Annotated in this window: 14 protein-coding genes and 1 riboswitch; of the genes, 12 read left to right on the forward strand and 2 right to left on the reverse strand. The window is 66.8% G+C overall.

All coding sequences use genetic code 11. From position 1 onward, the window contains the following. Positions 1 to 47 precede the first annotated feature (47 nt). Positions 48 to 128: riboswitch (TPP riboswitch) on the forward strand. 54 nt (positions 129 to 182) lie between these two features. The 9 genes from HMPREF1868_RS02145 (at position 183) to HMPREF1868_RS02185 (ending at position 9,054) form a co-directional block, all read left to right on the forward strand. Next, entirely contained in the window at positions 183 to 524 is a 342-nt protein-coding gene (locus HMPREF1868_RS02145; protein WP_009279553.1) for a thiamine-binding protein, read from the forward strand. Beyond that, positions 525 to 1,292: an ABC transporter permease gene (locus HMPREF1868_RS02150; protein ID WP_062529947.1), complete on the forward strand. Its 768-nt coding sequence runs from the start codon at positions 525 to 527 to the stop codon at positions 1,290 to 1,292. Positions 1,293 to 1,294: 2 nt separating this feature from the next. Next, positions 1,295 to 2,332, forward strand: coding sequence for an ABC transporter substrate-binding protein (locus HMPREF1868_RS02155; RefSeq protein WP_062529949.1), 1,038 nt, complete (start codon positions 1,295 to 1,297; stop codon positions 2,330 to 2,332). Between the two features lie 3 nt (positions 2,333 to 2,335). After that, positions 2,336 to 3,199, forward strand: coding sequence for an ABC transporter ATP-binding protein (locus tag HMPREF1868_RS02160; RefSeq protein WP_082719479.1), 864 nt, complete (start codon positions 2,336 to 2,338; stop codon positions 3,197 to 3,199). A gap of 279 nt (positions 3,200 to 3,478) precedes the next feature. Further along, on the forward strand, positions 3,479 to 3,922 hold the full coding sequence (locus HMPREF1868_RS02165) for a MarR family winged helix-turn-helix transcriptional regulator (RefSeq protein ID WP_062529951.1): 444 nt from the start codon (positions 3,479 to 3,481) through the stop codon (positions 3,920 to 3,922). A 4-nt stretch (positions 3,923 to 3,926) separates the two neighbouring features. Then, positions 3,927 to 4,775 (forward strand): DegV family protein, encoded by an 849-nt coding sequence (locus HMPREF1868_RS02170; protein WP_062529954.1) that lies wholly within the window; start codon positions 3,927 to 3,929, stop codon positions 4,773 to 4,775. A 199-nt stretch (positions 4,776 to 4,974) separates the two neighbouring features. Beyond that, positions 4,975 to 6,135, forward strand: coding sequence for an extracellular solute-binding protein (locus tag HMPREF1868_RS02175; protein WP_009279547.1), 1,161 nt, complete (start codon positions 4,975 to 4,977; stop codon positions 6,133 to 6,135). A gap of 120 nt (positions 6,136 to 6,255) precedes the next feature. Beyond that, entirely contained in the window at positions 6,256 to 7,974 is a 1,719-nt protein-coding gene (locus HMPREF1868_RS02180) for an ABC transporter permease (RefSeq protein ID WP_062529956.1), read from the forward strand. A 3-nt stretch (positions 7,975 to 7,977) separates the two neighbouring features. Then, positions 7,978 to 9,054, forward strand: coding sequence for an ABC transporter ATP-binding protein (locus HMPREF1868_RS02185; RefSeq protein ID WP_062529958.1), 1,077 nt, complete (start codon positions 7,978 to 7,980; stop codon positions 9,052 to 9,054). Between the two features lie 363 nt (positions 9,055 to 9,417). Here HMPREF1868_RS02185 and HMPREF1868_RS02190 read toward each other — a convergent pair whose 3' ends face one another. Both HMPREF1868_RS02190 and HMPREF1868_RS02195 read right to left on the reverse strand, forming a co-directional pair. Beyond that, positions 9,418 to 10,299: a hypothetical protein gene (locus HMPREF1868_RS02190; RefSeq protein ID WP_156439382.1), complete on the reverse strand. Its 882-nt coding sequence runs from the start codon at positions 10,297 to 10,299 to the stop codon at positions 9,418 to 9,420. A 671-nt stretch (positions 10,300 to 10,970) separates the two neighbouring features. After that, on the reverse strand, positions 10,971 to 12,452 hold the full coding sequence (locus HMPREF1868_RS02195) for a DUF1846 domain-containing protein (protein ID WP_062529964.1): 1,482 nt from the start codon (positions 12,450 to 12,452) through the stop codon (positions 10,971 to 10,973). Between the two features lie 208 nt (positions 12,453 to 12,660). Between HMPREF1868_RS02195 and HMPREF1868_RS02200 the strand changes: the two genes are divergently transcribed. The 3 genes from HMPREF1868_RS02200 (at position 12,661) to HMPREF1868_RS02210 (ending at position 15,375) form a co-directional block, all read left to right on the forward strand. Further along, positions 12,661 to 13,752, forward strand: coding sequence for a glycerol dehydrogenase (locus HMPREF1868_RS02200; protein WP_062529966.1), 1,092 nt, complete (start codon positions 12,661 to 12,663; stop codon positions 13,750 to 13,752). 262 nt (positions 13,753 to 14,014) lie between these two features. Continuing rightward, positions 14,015 to 14,674 carry a GNAT family N-acetyltransferase gene (locus tag HMPREF1868_RS02205; protein ID WP_062529968.1) on the forward strand — a complete coding sequence of 220 codons (660 nt, stop codon included), beginning with the start codon at positions 14,015 to 14,017 and terminating at the stop codon, positions 14,672 to 14,674. Positions 14,675 to 14,811: 137 nt separating this feature from the next. Beyond that, entirely contained in the window at positions 14,812 to 15,375 is a 564-nt protein-coding gene (locus tag HMPREF1868_RS02210) for a PTS sugar transporter subunit IIA (RefSeq protein ID WP_062529969.1), read from the forward strand. Positions 15,376 to 15,459 lie beyond the last annotated feature (84 nt).

The following is a 15,459-nucleotide window of genomic DNA, read 5'->3' on the forward strand; positions in this document are numbered from 1 at the left end:
AAAGGGGAGCTGGCGCACGCCGGCTGAGACTGGGGCCAAGGCGCCCCTGACCCTGGGGCGGCCGCCGACGGCTGCCGCCCGTACCTGATCTGGGTAATGCCAGCGTAGGGACCAAGGCACACGCTTTGCGCGGGTCCCGGTCTAGGCGGGCCGCCGCGAGGCACCCGCAGAGGGGAGTGCCTATGAACTGTTCCGTTGCCCTCCAGTACCTGCCCATGAACGCGGGCTCCGACGACGAGGTCTGCCGCATCGTGGACGAGGTCATCGCCGCGATCGACGCCTCGGGCCTCGACTACTACGTCGGGCCCTTCGAGACCGCGATAGAAGGCGACTTCGACGCCTGCATGGAGCTCGTGAAGCGCTGCATCGAGGCAGGTGCCAAGGCCGGCTGCGCCGAGAGCGCCAGCTACGTGAAGATCTCGTACCGTCCTGGCGGCGACGTCATGTCCACCGAGCACAAGATCGGCAAGTACCACCAGACGGACTCCGAGTTCGCCCCCAAGGCAGAGGGCGCGGTGGCCTAGGTGACCACGCCCTCGCGCACGCGCAAGGTCCTGGTCCCGCTCCTCGCCGTCGCGGCGCTCCTCGCCCTGTGGCAGCTCGTCGTGACAGGGGGGCTCGTTCCCAACTTCCTGCTGCCCACGCCCGTCCAGGTGGTTGCCGCCCTTGCGGGCGACCTGCCACTCCTTGCCGCGCATGCCGCGACGACCCTGGTCGAGGCCGCCCTGGGACTCGCCATCGGCTGCGCCGTGGGCTTCGCCTTCGCCGTGCTCATGGACCGCTTCGATATCGTCTACCTGGCCTTCGAGCCCCTCGTCACCCTGTCGCAAACCATCCCGACCGTCGCCGTGGCGCCGCTTCTGGTGCTGTGGTTCGGCTACGGCCTGGCACCCAAGGTGGTTCTCATCGTGCTCACCACCTTCTTCCCGGTGACGGTCTCGCTCGTGGGGGGCTTCCGCTCGGTCGACCCTGACCTCATAGACCTCATGCGCACCATGAACGCCACCCGCTGGCAGGTCTTCTGGGAGGTCAAGCTCCCCGCTGCGGCCGAGCAGTTCTTCAGCGGCCTGCGCATCAGCGCCACCTACGCCATCGTGGGCGCAGTGATTGCCGAGTGGCTGGGCGGCTTCTCTGGCCTGGGCGTCTACATGACCCGCGTGCGCAAGTCCTTCTCGTACGACCGCATGTTCGCCGTGATCGTGCTGATCTCGGCGCTCTCGCTGGCGCTCATGGCCGGCGTCGACCTTCTGCAACGCATCTGCATGCCCTGGAAGAGGGCAGAGAGGAAATAGAGATGAACAGCTTCGTCACCACTGCCAACCTCAGCCGCCGTGGCCTCATCGCCGCATCGACCGCCGCCGCGAGCTCGCTTGTGCTCGCCGGCTGCGGCGCCGGCACCGCCGCGCCCGCCGCCGACACCAAGGAGAAGACGAAGGTCACCTTCTGCCTGGACTACACGCCCAACACGAACCACACGGGCATCTACGTGGCGCAGCACGAGGGCTACTTCGACGAGGAGGGCCTGGAGGTCAGCATCGTCCAACCCGCCGAGGACACGGCCGAGACCATGATCGGCTCGGGCCAGGCCCAGCTCGGCGTGAGCTACCAGGACTACATCGCCAACGTGCTCAGCAACTCGCCCGACCTCCCCGTCACGGCGGTCGCTGCCATCCTGCAGCACAACACCTCCGGCATCATGAGCCGCAAGGAGGATGCGATAACCTCCGCCAAGGGCATGGAGGACCACGTCTACGCCACCTGGGACATGCCCATCGAGCAGGCGACCATCAAGGACGTGGTCGAGGCCGACGGCGGAGACTACTCGAAGGTGAGGATGGTCCCCTACGCCGTGGACGACGAGATCGCGGGCCTGCGCGCCAACATGTTCGACACCGTGTGGGTCTACGAGGGCTGGGCGGTGCAGAACGCCGCCGTCCAGGGCTACGACGTCAACTACTTCAGCTTCATCGACATGGACGAGGTGTTCGACTTCTATACGCCGGTGATTGCGGCCAACCCCGAGTTCGCGTCGAAGAACCCCGACGTGGTGAAGGCCTTCCTGCGCGCGGTCCGACGCGGCTACGAGTACGCCGTGAAGGACCCCGACTCCGCGGCGGACCTGCTCTGTGCCGAGGTGCCCGAGCTCGACGCGGCCCTGGTGAGGCAGAGCCAGTCCTACCTCAAGGATCAGTACGTGGCCGACGCCGCGAGCTGGGGTGTCATCGACAAGGCCCGCTGGGCGCGCTACTTCCAGTGGCTCAACGACAACGGTCTGGTCGCCAACAAGATCGACGTGGACGCTGGCTGGACCGCAGACTACCTGGAGGCATAGGAGGTGCCGGGGGAGCGGGCGACGGACGCGGAGTCTGCGGCCGTGGCGATGGCGGTCACCGAGGCGACGGCGCCCACGTCCCGCTCGCAACCGGGTGGGGGAGGGGGGCTCGCCCTCGAGGCGCGGGGGCTGACCCTTTCCTGGGACGGGGGCGCACACGTCGTGGCGGAGGACGTGAGCCTCGCGCTGCGGCCTGGCGAGGTGGCCTGCCTGGTGGGCAAGTCCGGCTGCGGCAAGACCACCATCCTGCATGCGCTCTCGGGCCTCGCCCGCCCGCTCGCGGGGAAGGTGCTCCTGCACGGCGAGGACGTGACCGGCGTCCCCGGGCGTGTGAGCTACATGCTGCAGAAGGACCTCCTCCTGCCCAACCGCAGGATCCTGGACAACGTCTGCCTGCCCCTGACCATCGCGGGCACGCCCCGCGCCGAGGCGCGCGAGAGGGCGCTGCCGCTCTTCGAACGCTTCGGCCTCGCCGGCGCGGAGGGCCTTTGGCCTTCGGAGCTCTCGGGCGGGATGCGGCAGCGCGCTGCCTTCCTGAGGACCTACCTCATGGGAAACGACGTCGCCCTCCTGGACGAGCCCTTCTCCGCCCTGGACGCCCTCACGAGGGTCGACCTGCGCAGCTGGTACTGCGACATGGCTACGGAGCTGGGAATCGCCTCGCTGGTGATCACCCACGACGTGGACGAGGCCGTGACCATGGCAAGCAGGGTGTACGTGCTTCGCGGCGACCCGAGGTCCGGCGTGCCCAGCCGCGTCGTGGCGGAGCTGGCCGTGCCGCGACCGGCGTCGGGCACGAGCGCGGCGGAGTTCGCGCTCACGCGGGACTTCCTCGACTGCAAGAGGGAGCTCCTCTCGCTTATCTAGGCCGCGGGCTACGACGTGGGTCGCCGGCAGGGGGAAGGGCGGTTTGGCGCGCATTCCATCCGTGGGGTGCGCGCCGTTTTCTTGTGAGCTGGGCAAACGTCGGGCTGCGCGCAGGTCATCTGTGGTTTGCGCGCGTACGTCCCACAAACTTGTTGACTGATCAACATACAAGCCTAGAATGTTGACTAATCAACAAATGGGGCCGCCGTAAGCGGATCGCTACGAGCTGGTCACCACCAACGGGGCCGCATCGGCCGGCCTGGGAGAAGGGGGGGGAGCGTGGACTCGCGTTTCGAGGACTTCGTCGGGCTGGTCTCTGCGGTGAGCAAGGAGGTCAACCGCATCAAGGCGCAGGAGATGCGGCGCTTCGGGCTCAAGGGCACCGACGTGATGTGCCTCTACTACCTGGAGCGGGAGCCCGCGGGCTACACCGCCTCCGAGCTCGCGCGGCTGATCGGCAACGATCGGGCCGCGGTTTCGCGCACGGTGGCGGCGCTCGAGCGCGGCGGCTTCGTGGGAATCGACGTGCCCGAGGGGGGCACGCGCTACAAGTCCCCCATCCGTCTGACCGAGAGGGGCCTGCGCACCATGCGCGAGGTCAACCAGATCATCGAGGACGTCGTGGCCCGTGCGGCCCATGGCGTCGACGAGCCCGACCGCGCGGCGATGTACCGCGCCCTCGGCTCCATAAGGGAAAACCTGTCCAAGATCGGCGAGAGGTAGAGACATGGCAGTGCGCATCATCACCGACTCCGCGTCGGACATAGACGACATCGACGATCCCCGGCTGACGGTGGTGCCCCTCTCCATCAGCTTCGGGGACCAGACCTTCAAGGATGGCGTGGACCTGGACCACGCCCGCTTCTACGAGCTTCTCGTCGAGCGAGAGGAGCTTCCCACTACGGGTCAGGTCACGCCCTTCGAGTGGCAGCAGGCCTTCGAGGCGGCGCTCGAGGGGCCGGAGGACGAGCTGGTATGCGTCACCATCTCGAGCAAGCTGAGCGGCACGAACCAGAGCGCCGTCGTGGCGGCGGAGGGCTTCGGTGGTCGCGTGCACGTGGTCGACTCCCTCAACGCCTGCCTGGGCCAGCGCATCCTGGTCGAGCTCGCGCTGAGGCTCGCGGCCGAGGGGAGGGACGCCGACCAGATCGCCTCGGAGCTCATGCGCAAGAGGGGCGACGTCAGGCTCGTGGCCCTGCTCGACACCCTCGAGTACCTGCGCCGCGGCGGGCGCATCGACGCCGTGAGCGCGGGCATCGGGACCATGCTGCAGGTGAAGCCCGTCGTTGCCATCCGCGATGGCGCCGTGGTCACGCTGGGCAAGGCGCGTGGGTCGAAGAACGGCCGCAACCTCCTCAGCGAGGAGGTGGAGCGCTCCGGCGGCATCGACATCGGCCTACCCCTCGCCATCGGCTACTCGGGCCCCTCCGACCACCTGCTCAGGAAGTACGTGGAGGACTCGCGCTGGCTCTGGGAGGGGAGGCTCGACGAGATCCCCGTGCACACCGTGGGGAGCACCGTGGGCACCCACGTGGGTCCCGGGGGCATCGCCCTGGCGTACTTCTCGCAGGCTTAGATTCTCGCGGGCTGGCCTTGTCGGCCGGCCCGCGTGCCATTGGTGGCCGGCATGCATGCTATTGGTCACCCCTTGCATACCGTTTGGCGATATCTGCCTGCTTGGCACCACATCTTGCGCCGCTTGGGTGCCATGGTAGGCGGAGTGGGCCAGCCGGCCCCGAGCAAACATCAGCCCAAACCATTTATGGAGGGACGACATGGCACACATCACCCGTAGGAACTTCCTCGCCGGCTCTGCGGCTCTTGCAGTGACGGCCGGTCTCGCCGGCTGTGGCGGCGGGTCCAACGGCGCCGCCACCGACGCCGCCAAGGACTCCGGCAAGGACCTGAGCCGCATCGCCTCGCAGGAGATGATTGACGCGGCAAAGAAGGAAGGCACCCTCGTGGTGTACGGCTCCTGCGAGGAGGCCCACGTCGCGGCCTGCTGCCAGCACTTCCAGGACCTCTTTGGCATCGAGACCCAGTACCAGCGCCTCTCCACCGGCGAGGTCGAGTCCAAGGTCGAGGAGGAGAAGGGCAACCCCTCCGCCGACGTCTGGTTCGGCGGCACCACCGACCCCTACAACGTCGCCGTCACCAAGGGCATTCTCGAGCCCTACCAGGCCAACAACGCCAGCCACCTCATCAGTGACGTCTACCGCGACCCCGACGGCAACTGGTACGGCATCTACAAGGGCATCCTGGGCTTCTTCTTCAACAAGGACGAGCTCGAGCGCAAGTCCCTCGAGGCTCCCACCGACTGGCCCGACCTCCTGAGCGACAAGTACAAGGACCTCATCTGGATGTCCAACTACAACACGGCCGGCACCGCCAAGCTGATCCTCAACACCGTCATCCAGAAGTACGGCCACGACGAGGGCATCAAGTACCTGGTAGACCTCGACAAGAACGTCCAGGTCTACACCAAGTCCGGCTCTGGCCCCTCCAAGAACGTCGGCACCGGCGAGTGCACCATCGGCCTGGGCTTCCTGCACGACGCCGTCTTCCAGATGGTCGACAACGGCTATGGCAACATCGGCATGTCCATCCCCTCGTCCGGCGCGTCCTACGAGGTCGGCGCCACGGCCATCTTCAAGGGCTGCAAGCACCCCAACGCCGCCAAGCTCTGGATCGAGTACGCCCTCTCGCCCGAGTGCGTCGAGCGCGCACAGGAGGTCGGCGCCTACCAGTTCCTGGTCATCGACGACGCCAAGCAGCCCGAGGTCGTCAGCCAGTTCGGCCTCGACCCCGACAACGTCATGAACTACGACTTCGCGGACGCCAAGGCCAACACCGAGCAGTACGTCGACGACATCATGAAGGCGCTCGCAAGCTCCGGCGCCGACACCGGCGACACCAAGCGCTTCCAGACCGAGTAGCGGAGAAGCCCCAACCGCGCCCTGACGCGGCAGCGAGCCGGGTGGGTGGAGATTCCATCCGCCCGGCTCTTTTGCATCGGGGTGCGCGCCGTATTGGCCCACGACCCAGGGAGGGGAGCAATGGCGAAGAATCAAAGCGTCCAGCTTGACCGCAAGAAGCTGATGGCCGACCCGATCATGGTCACCACCATTGCCGTGCTCATAGCGTTCCTGACGCTGTTCATTCTGTATCCGCTGGCCATCCTGATGGTGGACAGCATCGTGGGGGAGAATGGCCCCACGCTCGACGTCTTCAAGCGCGTGCTCTCGATGCCGTCCTTCGACACGGCCATCACCAACACGCTGAGGGTGGGCTTCCTCGTCGGCATCCTGGCGGCCCTCATCGGCCTTCTCTTTGCCTACGTCGAGGAGTACGTGCAGCTCAAGACCAAGTTCGTGAGCGGCCTGTTCAAGGTCGTCTCGATGCTGCCCGTCGTCTCGCCGCCGTTCGTGCTCTCGCTCTCGGTCATCATGCTCTTCGGCAAGGCGGGCATCATCACCCGCTATCTGCTGGGCATCTATGACAACAACGTGTACGGCTTCTGGGGCATCGCCCTGGTGCAGACCCTGACCTTCTTCCCGGTCTGCTACATGATGTTCCGCGGCCTGCTCAAGAACATCGACCCATCGCTCGAGGAGGCCGCCCGCGACATGGGCGCCTCCCGCTGGAAGGTCTTCACCTCCGTCACGCTGCCCCTGATCCTCCCGGGCCTGGGCAACGCCTTCCTGGTGACCTTCATCGAGTCCATCGCTGACTTTGCCAACCCCATGCTCATCGGCGGCTCCTACGATACGCTGGCGACCTCGATCTACCTGCAGATCACCGGTGCCTACGACAAGCAGGGCGCCGCGGCGATGGCGGTTGTCCTCCTCTTCATCACCCTGGCCATGTTCGTGGTCCAGAAGTACGTGCTCGAGGCCAAGTCCACGGCCACCCTCACGGGCAAGGCGAGCCGCGCGCGCATGCTCATCACCGACAACTCCGTGCGCCTGCCCCTCTCGGCCCTCTGTGGCGCCATCGCGATCTTCGTCATCATGATGTACGTCTGCGTGCCCTTCGGCGCCCTCTTCAAGACCTGGGGCTACGACTTCAGCCTGACCACCAAGTGGTTCCAGCAGGTCTTCACCATGCACCACGGCTTCCAGGCCTTCCGCGACTCCTTCCTGCTGTCGCTGATCGCGAGCCCGATCACCGCGCTCCTCTCTATGATCATCTCGTACCTGGTGGTCAAGAGGAACTTCCGCACCAAGGGCTTCATCGAGGCCGTGTCCATGCTGGCCATGGCCGTCCCGGGCACCGTCCTGGGCGTCGGCTACATCCGCGGCTTCTCGGGCGGCATCTTCCACACCGGCCTCATGCAGGGGCTCTATGGAACGGGTGCCATCCTGATCATCGTCTTCATCGTGCGCTCGCTGCCCACCGGCACGCGCTCGGGCATCTCGGCCCTGAGGCAGATTGACAAGTCGATCGAGGAGTCTGCCTACGACATGGGCGCCAACTCGCTGCAGGTCTTCATGACCGTTACGCTGCCCCTGATCAAGGACTCGTTCCTCTCGGGCCTCGTGACCGCCTTCGTGCGCTCGATCACCGCCATCTCGGCCATCATCCTGCTCGTGACGCCGCAGTTCCTGCTCATCACGGTGCAGATCAACGAGTACGCCGAGAAGGGCGCCTACGGCGTCGCCTGCGCGTTCGCCACGATCCTCATTGCCATCACCTACGGCGCCGTGCTCCTGATGAATGTCGCCATCAAGCACTTCGGCACCAGCGCCAAGATCAAGACCACCGAGGAGGACTAAGCCATGGCCAAGGAGAAGAAGGGCGTGCGCCTGGAGCACATCTCCAAGATCTACCAGGACCCCAAGACCGGCAAGGACTTCTATGCCGTCCATGACGCCAACATCAACATCGAACCCGGCGAGTTCGTGACGCTGCTGGGACCCTCCGGCTGCGGCAAGACCACCATCCTGCGCATGATCGCCGGATTCGAGAGCCCCAACGAGGGAGAGATCTACCTGGGAGAGGAAGCCATCAACGAGCTCACGCCCAACAAGCGCGACACGGCCATGGTCTTCCAGAGCTACGCGCTGCTCCCGCACTACAACATCTTCGACAACGTGGCCTACGGCCTCAAGCTGCGCAAGATGGACAAGGACACCATCCGCGAGAAGGTCACCAACATCCTGGGGCTCGTGGGCCTCGAGGGCATGGAAGACCGCATGACCAACCAGCTCTCGGGCGGCCAGCAGCAGCGCGTCGCCCTGGCCCGCGCGCTGGTCATCGAGCCGGGCGTGCTGCTCTTCGACGAGCCGCTCTCGAACCTCGACGCCAAGCTCCGCGTGGACATGCGCACCGAGATCCGCCGCATCCAGCAGGAGGCGGGCATCACGGCCGTCTACGTCACGCACGACCAGTCCGAGGCCATGGCCCTCTCGGACAAGATCATCGTCATGAAGAAGGGCGTCGTCGACCAGATTGGCGACCCACACACCGTGTACTACCGTCCGGTGGACGAGTTCGTGGCCGACTTCATCGGCGAGTCCAACTTCCTGCGCGGCAAGCTGACGTCCATCGACGGCGAGTCCGGCCAGGTCATGGTCGAGGGCCGTGCCATCGAGGTCGCCGAGCGCAACGGCAAGGCCGTGGGTGACGACGTGACGCTGGTGCTGAGGCCGGAGTCCGCCCACGTGGCCGACGATGGCGCGCTGCCCTGCGAGGTCGTGCTCTCGCGCTTCATGGGGCACTACCAGAACTACCACGTGCGCTGCGGCGAGCACCTGGTCAAGATCACCGAGTTCAACCCCAAGAACAAGAGGATCTACGAGGTGGGCGAGAAGGCCTTCCTCGACTTCCACGCGAGTGACGTCCACGTGCTGTAAGGTTTACTGGTCGCGTAGACAGGCGACTCGGGCGGGTGGCTCGGGTCGCGGGGAGGTTTGGGTCCCGCGCAGGTCATTTCTGGCTTGCGCGGGATTTTTCGTTTAAGCAGGTCACGAGAATCTTGCGCGCAGCCCACGGGCAGTTTGCGGCGGCGGGGGTGATGCGGCGCGCAGTCCACGGGCAGTTTGCGCGAGGCGGGGGTGATGCGGCGCGCAGCCCACGGGCAGTTTGCGCGAGGCGGGGGTGATGCGGCGCGCAGCCCACGGGCAGTTTGCGCGCCTTTGGTCGTTTTCGCAGGTCATTTGAGAGACGCGCGCAAATTGTGCGCCGTTTGCGCAGCTCATCTGCGAAACGCGTGCTAACTACGTGTTAGCTGCGCGCGGAGACCTGGAATACCAGAGCTGCAGCTCCTTGAGGACCCTGGCACGAGCCGCTTGGAGCGTCGGGTCCTCCAGCATTGCGCGGGCCCACCCGTCTCGCCTCCCCGTCCCTCGTTCAGCGCAGGAGACGAGCTGGCATAGGAGGAACTCAAGGCCGGCGGGCCCCCTCAGGTCCTCGGCGGTCACGGGGAGGATGGCGAGGCCCTGGCTCGTGAGGTCCCGGTCCCGGCGACGGTCGTCGACGTACCTCTTGCGTATCTGGGTCCGCAGCCGTTGGACCACGTGTTGACGTTCGGCGCTGCCTGGGTCGCATGCCACAGCCATCGCGGCGGACTCGAGGGACGCGAGCGCGAGGTGGTCGTGGCCGTCGTAGTTGAGGCCCACGCCCGTGCCCTCGAGCAGGATGTCCGGGACGCGTGAGGGCCTGGTCATAGGCGCGCCAGCCTGGAAGACGCGAACGTTGAGCGTGAGCGGTGCCAGGGGAAACCCGCCCTCTTGTGCGGGCGGCAGGAGGAGCGCGGCCAGCATCGCCTCGCGGGGAGACCAGGCGTTGGGGGCGACGAGCTCCGCCACCCTCCTGGCGCGCTCTCTGCCGCGGAGCACCCTTGCGTGCGAGAGGAACCAGAGCATCCTGCCCTGGCTCGTCAGGGGTGGCAGGCCGTAACGGGCGGGGCCGTGCGCCGGGCCGAGCGGGTCACAGGCGAAGCTGCCGCAGAGCTCCATGCCCAGGGCGAGGAGCTGCGCGTCCGTCAGGGTCTCTGCCATCTGCGCGAAGGCGAGCTCGGGCGACGAGATGGCAATGCCGGGAGCGAGCCGGAGGAACGAGTCGGGCGGCAGCGTCGCTCCGCTTAGGTGGCCCCTCAATAGAGGAGAATGGCTCCTCTCCCCCGCAGACCTGACAAGGTGTTCCAAGGGTGTCGCTTCCGTGGCAAGTTCGGAGGCGACGTTGCCCAGGGGCTCCAGGAACGCCTCGAGAAGTTCTGCTTTGTCGTGTCGTCCAAGGCGTATCCGCGTGGTCGGGCAATCCATGCGCCGGGCGTCCTTTGTGCATAGTTCTCCCCGCCGTTGCGCCCTGAGAAGCGCCAGTGCCGTGGTATGCGAGAACGTGATCTCCATGCATCAACGCTAGCCCGCTCCGGGACAGTTTTTGGCGAGAAGATAAATCCAGCTTGCACGCAGCTGGCACATAGCTAACGGGCAGCTGCTCGTAACCCTGCTCTGAGCTGGTCATTTACGACTACGCGAGGGGCGGCGTCAGGTGTGGGGATAGGAGTTCTCGCGCGCAAACTGCCGCCAACTTGCGCGTGGTTTTGCGTTTTGCCTGGTGAGCAAGAACTCGTGTGCAAACCGCGCCTGCGTTGCGCGTGAAGACGTTCGACTCGCGCGCAAACTGCCGCCAACTTGCGCGACTAATCGCAGCGCCGCAGGTCAGAAGAATGTCCCGCGCACGCCAGGAATGGTTTGCGCGGGAAGCATAAGGCACCGAGAATCGCCCTCGGTCGACGCCCCTGGGGGAGCGTACTACCCCCAGGACCCTAGCGGTGATAGAAGGTGCCTCGCTCGAACTTGGGCTCGCAGCAGACGTTGATGCCCAGCTTGCGGTAGACGCGCTCGTCGGTGGAGCTGATGATCACCGAGAAGTACGCCGTGCAGCCGTGCAGCTGGTTGCTGGCCTCGATCACGCGCTTGGCCTCGGGGTTCGACGCGCTGCTTATGGAGAGGGCGATCAGGGTCTCGTCCGAGTGCAGGCGCGGGTTCTTGCTCTTGAGGTGCGTGGTCTTGAGCCGGCTGATGGGCGCGAGCGCCTCGTCCGAGACCACCCAGTGGTCCTTCTCCACCCCGGCCACGCGCTTGAGGGCGTTGAGCAGGAGCGACGAGGCGGCGCCCAGAAGCTCGGAGGTCTTGCCCGTCACCACGCTGCCGTCGGGCAGCACCATGGCGCCGGCGGGCTTGCCGGTGACCTCCTCCTTGAGCAGCGCGGCGGCGTGGGCGGGGTTGAGGTTCTTGTCCACGCCCACCTCCTTCATGAGGAGGCCGATCTTCCTCAGCTCGGACTCGCCGATGCCGGTGCGGGCGATCTTCTCCGCGCACCAGTAGTGGCGCCGGACGATCTCGTGCAGGGCGGCCTTGCGGCAGACGTCGTCGTCGCTGATGCAGTAGCCCACCATGTTGACGCCCATGTCGGTGGGGGACTGGTAGGGGCTGTGGCCCGCGATCTTCTCCATCATGGCGCGGAGCACGGGGAAGGTCTCGACGTCGCGGTTGTAGTTGACCGTGACCTCTCCGTGGGCCTCAAGGTGGTAGGGGTCGATGATGTTGTTGTCGTCGAGGTCGGCGGTCGCGGCCTCGTAGGCGACGTTCACGGGGTGCTTGAGGGGCAGGTTCCAGACGGGGAAGGTCTCGAACTTGGCGTAGCCGGCCTCGATGCCGCGCACATGCTCGTTGTAGAGCTGCGAGAGGCAGACGGCCAGCTTGCCCGAGCCGGGGCCCGGTGCCGTGACGACGACGAGCGGCTTGGTGGTCTTGACGTACTCGTTTTTGCCGAAGCCCTCGTCGGACACGATGAGGTCGATGCTGGAGGGGTAGTCGGCGATGGGATAGTGGCGGTAGACCTCGATGCCCATCTGCTCGAGGCGCGCCTGGTAGGCCTCGGCCTTGGGCTGGCCCGAGAAGCGGGTGATCACCACGCCGCCGATGGAGAGCCCCATGCTGCGGAAGACGTCCATCAGGCGCAGGACGTCCTCGTCGTAGGTGATGCCCAGGTCTCCACGGCGCTTGCCCTGCTCGATGTCGATGGCGCTGACGGCGAAGACGACCTCGGCGTCGTCCGCGAGCTGGCGGAGCATGCGCGCCTTGGAGTCGGGCTCGAATCCGGGCAGGACGCGGCTTGCGTGGTAGTCGTCGAAGAGCTTGCCGCCAAACTCGAGGTAGAGCTTGCCGCCAAACTGGTCGATACGCTCGCGGATCCGCGCCGCCTGCATCTCGATGTACTTGTCGTTGTCAAAGCCTGCGTGCATCCTGGGTCGCTCCGTTCCTCCTGGTACCCCTCTGGGGCAGTGGCCGACAAGATGGTACGCCAGCATCCGTCGTGCTGTCCCGCCAAGCCCATCGGGCGAGAAATTACACGCAACGACGCTGGGGCGGCCCCTGCCCGCTGCCCTACACTGGGGGACGTGGCCCGTGGCACATGCCCGGCCGCACGCATACGGCGAAAGGGGAAGCACCATGGCACGCATCTTCATCTCTCCGTCCAAGTATGTCCAGGGACCCGGCGAGCTGTCCCGCCTGGGCGGCTACGTCTCGGCCTTTGGCAAGAAGGCGCTCGTCGTCATCTCTGCCGGTGGCATCAGGCGCTTCGGCGACCTCGTCTCGAAGAGCTTCGCCGACGCCGGCATCGAGCTCGCGTACGACAGCTTCAACGGCGAGTGCTCCCAGGACGAGATCGACCGCCTGGTCGCCGCGTACCGCGAGACTCAGGCCGACGTCGTGGTGGGCGTGGGCGGAGGCAAGATCTTCGACACCGCCAAGGCCGTGGCCTCGGGGGTAGACGCGCCCGTGGTCATCGTCCCCACCATCGCCGCGACCGACGCCCCCTGCTCGGCGCTCTCGGTCATCTACACCTCCGAGGGGCAGTTCAAGGAGTACCAGTTCTTCAAGGCCAACCCCAACCTGGTGCTCATGGACACCGACGTCATCTCGAAGAGCCCCGTGCGCCTCACGGTGAGCGGCATGGGCGACGCGCTCGCGACCTTCTTCGAGGCCCGCGCCTGCAGGCGCTCCGACGCCACCACCTGCGCCGGCGACAAGGTGACCGCCGCCGCCATGGCGCTCGCCAAGCTCTGCTACGACACCCTGATGACGGATGGCATGAAGGCCAAGCTCGCCCTCGAGGCAGGCGCCTGCACCCAGAGCGTGGAGAACGTGATCGAGGCCAACACCCTGCTCTCGGGCCTGGGCTTCGAGTCCGCTGGCCTGGCGGGCGCGCACGCCATCCACAACGGCCTCACCGCGATGCCCGAGACCCACTCCTGCTACCACGGCGAGAAGGTGGCCTTCGGCACCCTGACCCAGCTCGTGCTCGAGGACGCCGACGAGCTCTACGACGTGCTCGACTTCTGCGTCGAGGTCGGCCTGCCCGTGACCTTCGCGCAGCTGGGCGTGGAGGACGCGAGCTGGGAGCGCGTGCTCGAGGTGGCGAAGCTCGCCTGCGCGGAGAACGACACCCTCCACAACATGCCCTTCGAGGTCACGCCCCAGAAGGTCGCGAACGCCATGCTCGCGGCCGACGCCTACGGCAGGGCGGCCCTGGAGGATTAGCCACGGCCAGGCGAGAGTGGCCGAGGGCCTCGGCTGCCGCCGGCACCTTGGGCGCGGGCGGCGGCCGACCCGTGACGCGGGCCCGTGGCGCACGCTATGACCGTCGGTCGCCACACCTGCGCTCCGCCCCGCCCGCCGGGCGTCGTGGCGTCCGGACGAGCCCCTGCCTCGCGCTCCGCTCGCCGCGCATGCCGCAGGCAGCCCCTCTCGCTTTGTCTCATAATCAGGGCCCAGAGAAGCGATTCGAAAGAGAAACCAGCGCATGACCCCAGCACCAGGCTCCGACCAGCCGCAGATCAGCTACCGCCCCTTCCGCGAGGGCGACTTCGACGACGTGACCGACATCTGCTCGCGCATCTGGTGCTCGAGCGTCGAGGGCGTCTATGACCGCATAGTGTTCGGCCGCGTGATGACGCTCGGCGCCCTCCAGCGCTCCCAGCACGCGCACGTCGCCGTGCGCGGCCAGCGCGTCGTGGGGGCCTGCTTCGGCGGCGTCTCACGTGGCGGCCTGGCCCAGGTCGACCCCGACTGGGGCCAGCGCTTCGCCGACGTCATGGTCAAGGCCCGCAAGCGTGCCAAGCTCGGCGGCATCGAGGTCGAGGACAAGCTCTTCGGCCGCCTGCGTCGCTACACCATGGCGGACGTCTTCATCTCGCGCGAGTACGCGAGCTCCGACGCCGAGGTCAACCTCCTCGTCGTGCGCCCCGACGCCCAGGGCAGGGGCATAGGGAGCCGCCTTCTGGGCGACATGGTGGCACGCTTCGACGAGGGTGGGCAGCGTGGCTGCTTCCTGGTGATGGGCGACGACTGTGACGTCGACTTCATGGAGTCGCGCGGCTTCTCGCTCGTCCAGGAGCGCAGGCGGGCCGCGGACGGTGGCGAGGAATCCGTCTACCTCTACGGCCTGCGCCTGGGGTCGTAGCCCCACCTCGCCTGGGGCTATAGCCCCAGGCGGGCCGTTTGGCGCCGACGGCCGCCGCCAGGCCCGTCCCATCCCCGCAATCGGGTATCGTCGGACCTGTCTGAGCGGCAGCCACCTCCCGCGCGAAAGGAAACGCAATGGGACTCATCGACACCATCAAGCGAAGCCTCTTCTCCTCCGGGGACGAGGCGGGCGCGCCCAAGCCCGCCGTCTTCCACGTGGACGACGACATGGTCTATGCCCCGGTCACGGGCGCCGTCGTGAGCCTGGGCGAGGTCCACGACGAGGCGATCTCGTCGGGCTTCTTCGGCGAGGGCTGCGGCATCCTGCCCTCCGTGGGCATCGTCTACGCTCCGGCCACCGGCCGCATCAGCGTGACGGCCGTCACCAACCACGTCATCGGCATGACCCTGCCCGGCGGCGTCGAGGTCCTCATCCACGTGGGCATCGACACGGTGAGGATGGAGGGCAAGGGCTTCACGCGCTTCGTCGAGGCCAACGACGAGGTGGCTGCGGGCACCCCGCTGATCGTCTTCGACCGCGACAGGATCGCCGCCGCGGGGTACGAGGACGTCGTCACGGTCGCCATCACCAACAGCGACAGCCTGAGGTCGGTCAAGAACGTGTCGAGCAGCGGCACGCTCATCGGGGGCCGTCCCCTCGTGAAGGTCGGAGACCCCCTGCTCCAGGTGGAGCGCTAGGGGCGAGGCAGTCCGCCCCTCTCGCCACGAAAGGGGAGAGGGGCCACCTTGCTTGTCGATGCCTGCCTGGGCTTCGGCTGGGCT

The sequence above is a fragment of the Olsenella sp. DNF00959 genome (assembly GCF_001553055.1).
In the GTDB taxonomy this organism is placed as follows: Bacteria; Actinomycetota; Coriobacteriia; order Coriobacteriales; family Atopobiaceae; genus Olsenella_I; species Olsenella_I phocaeensis.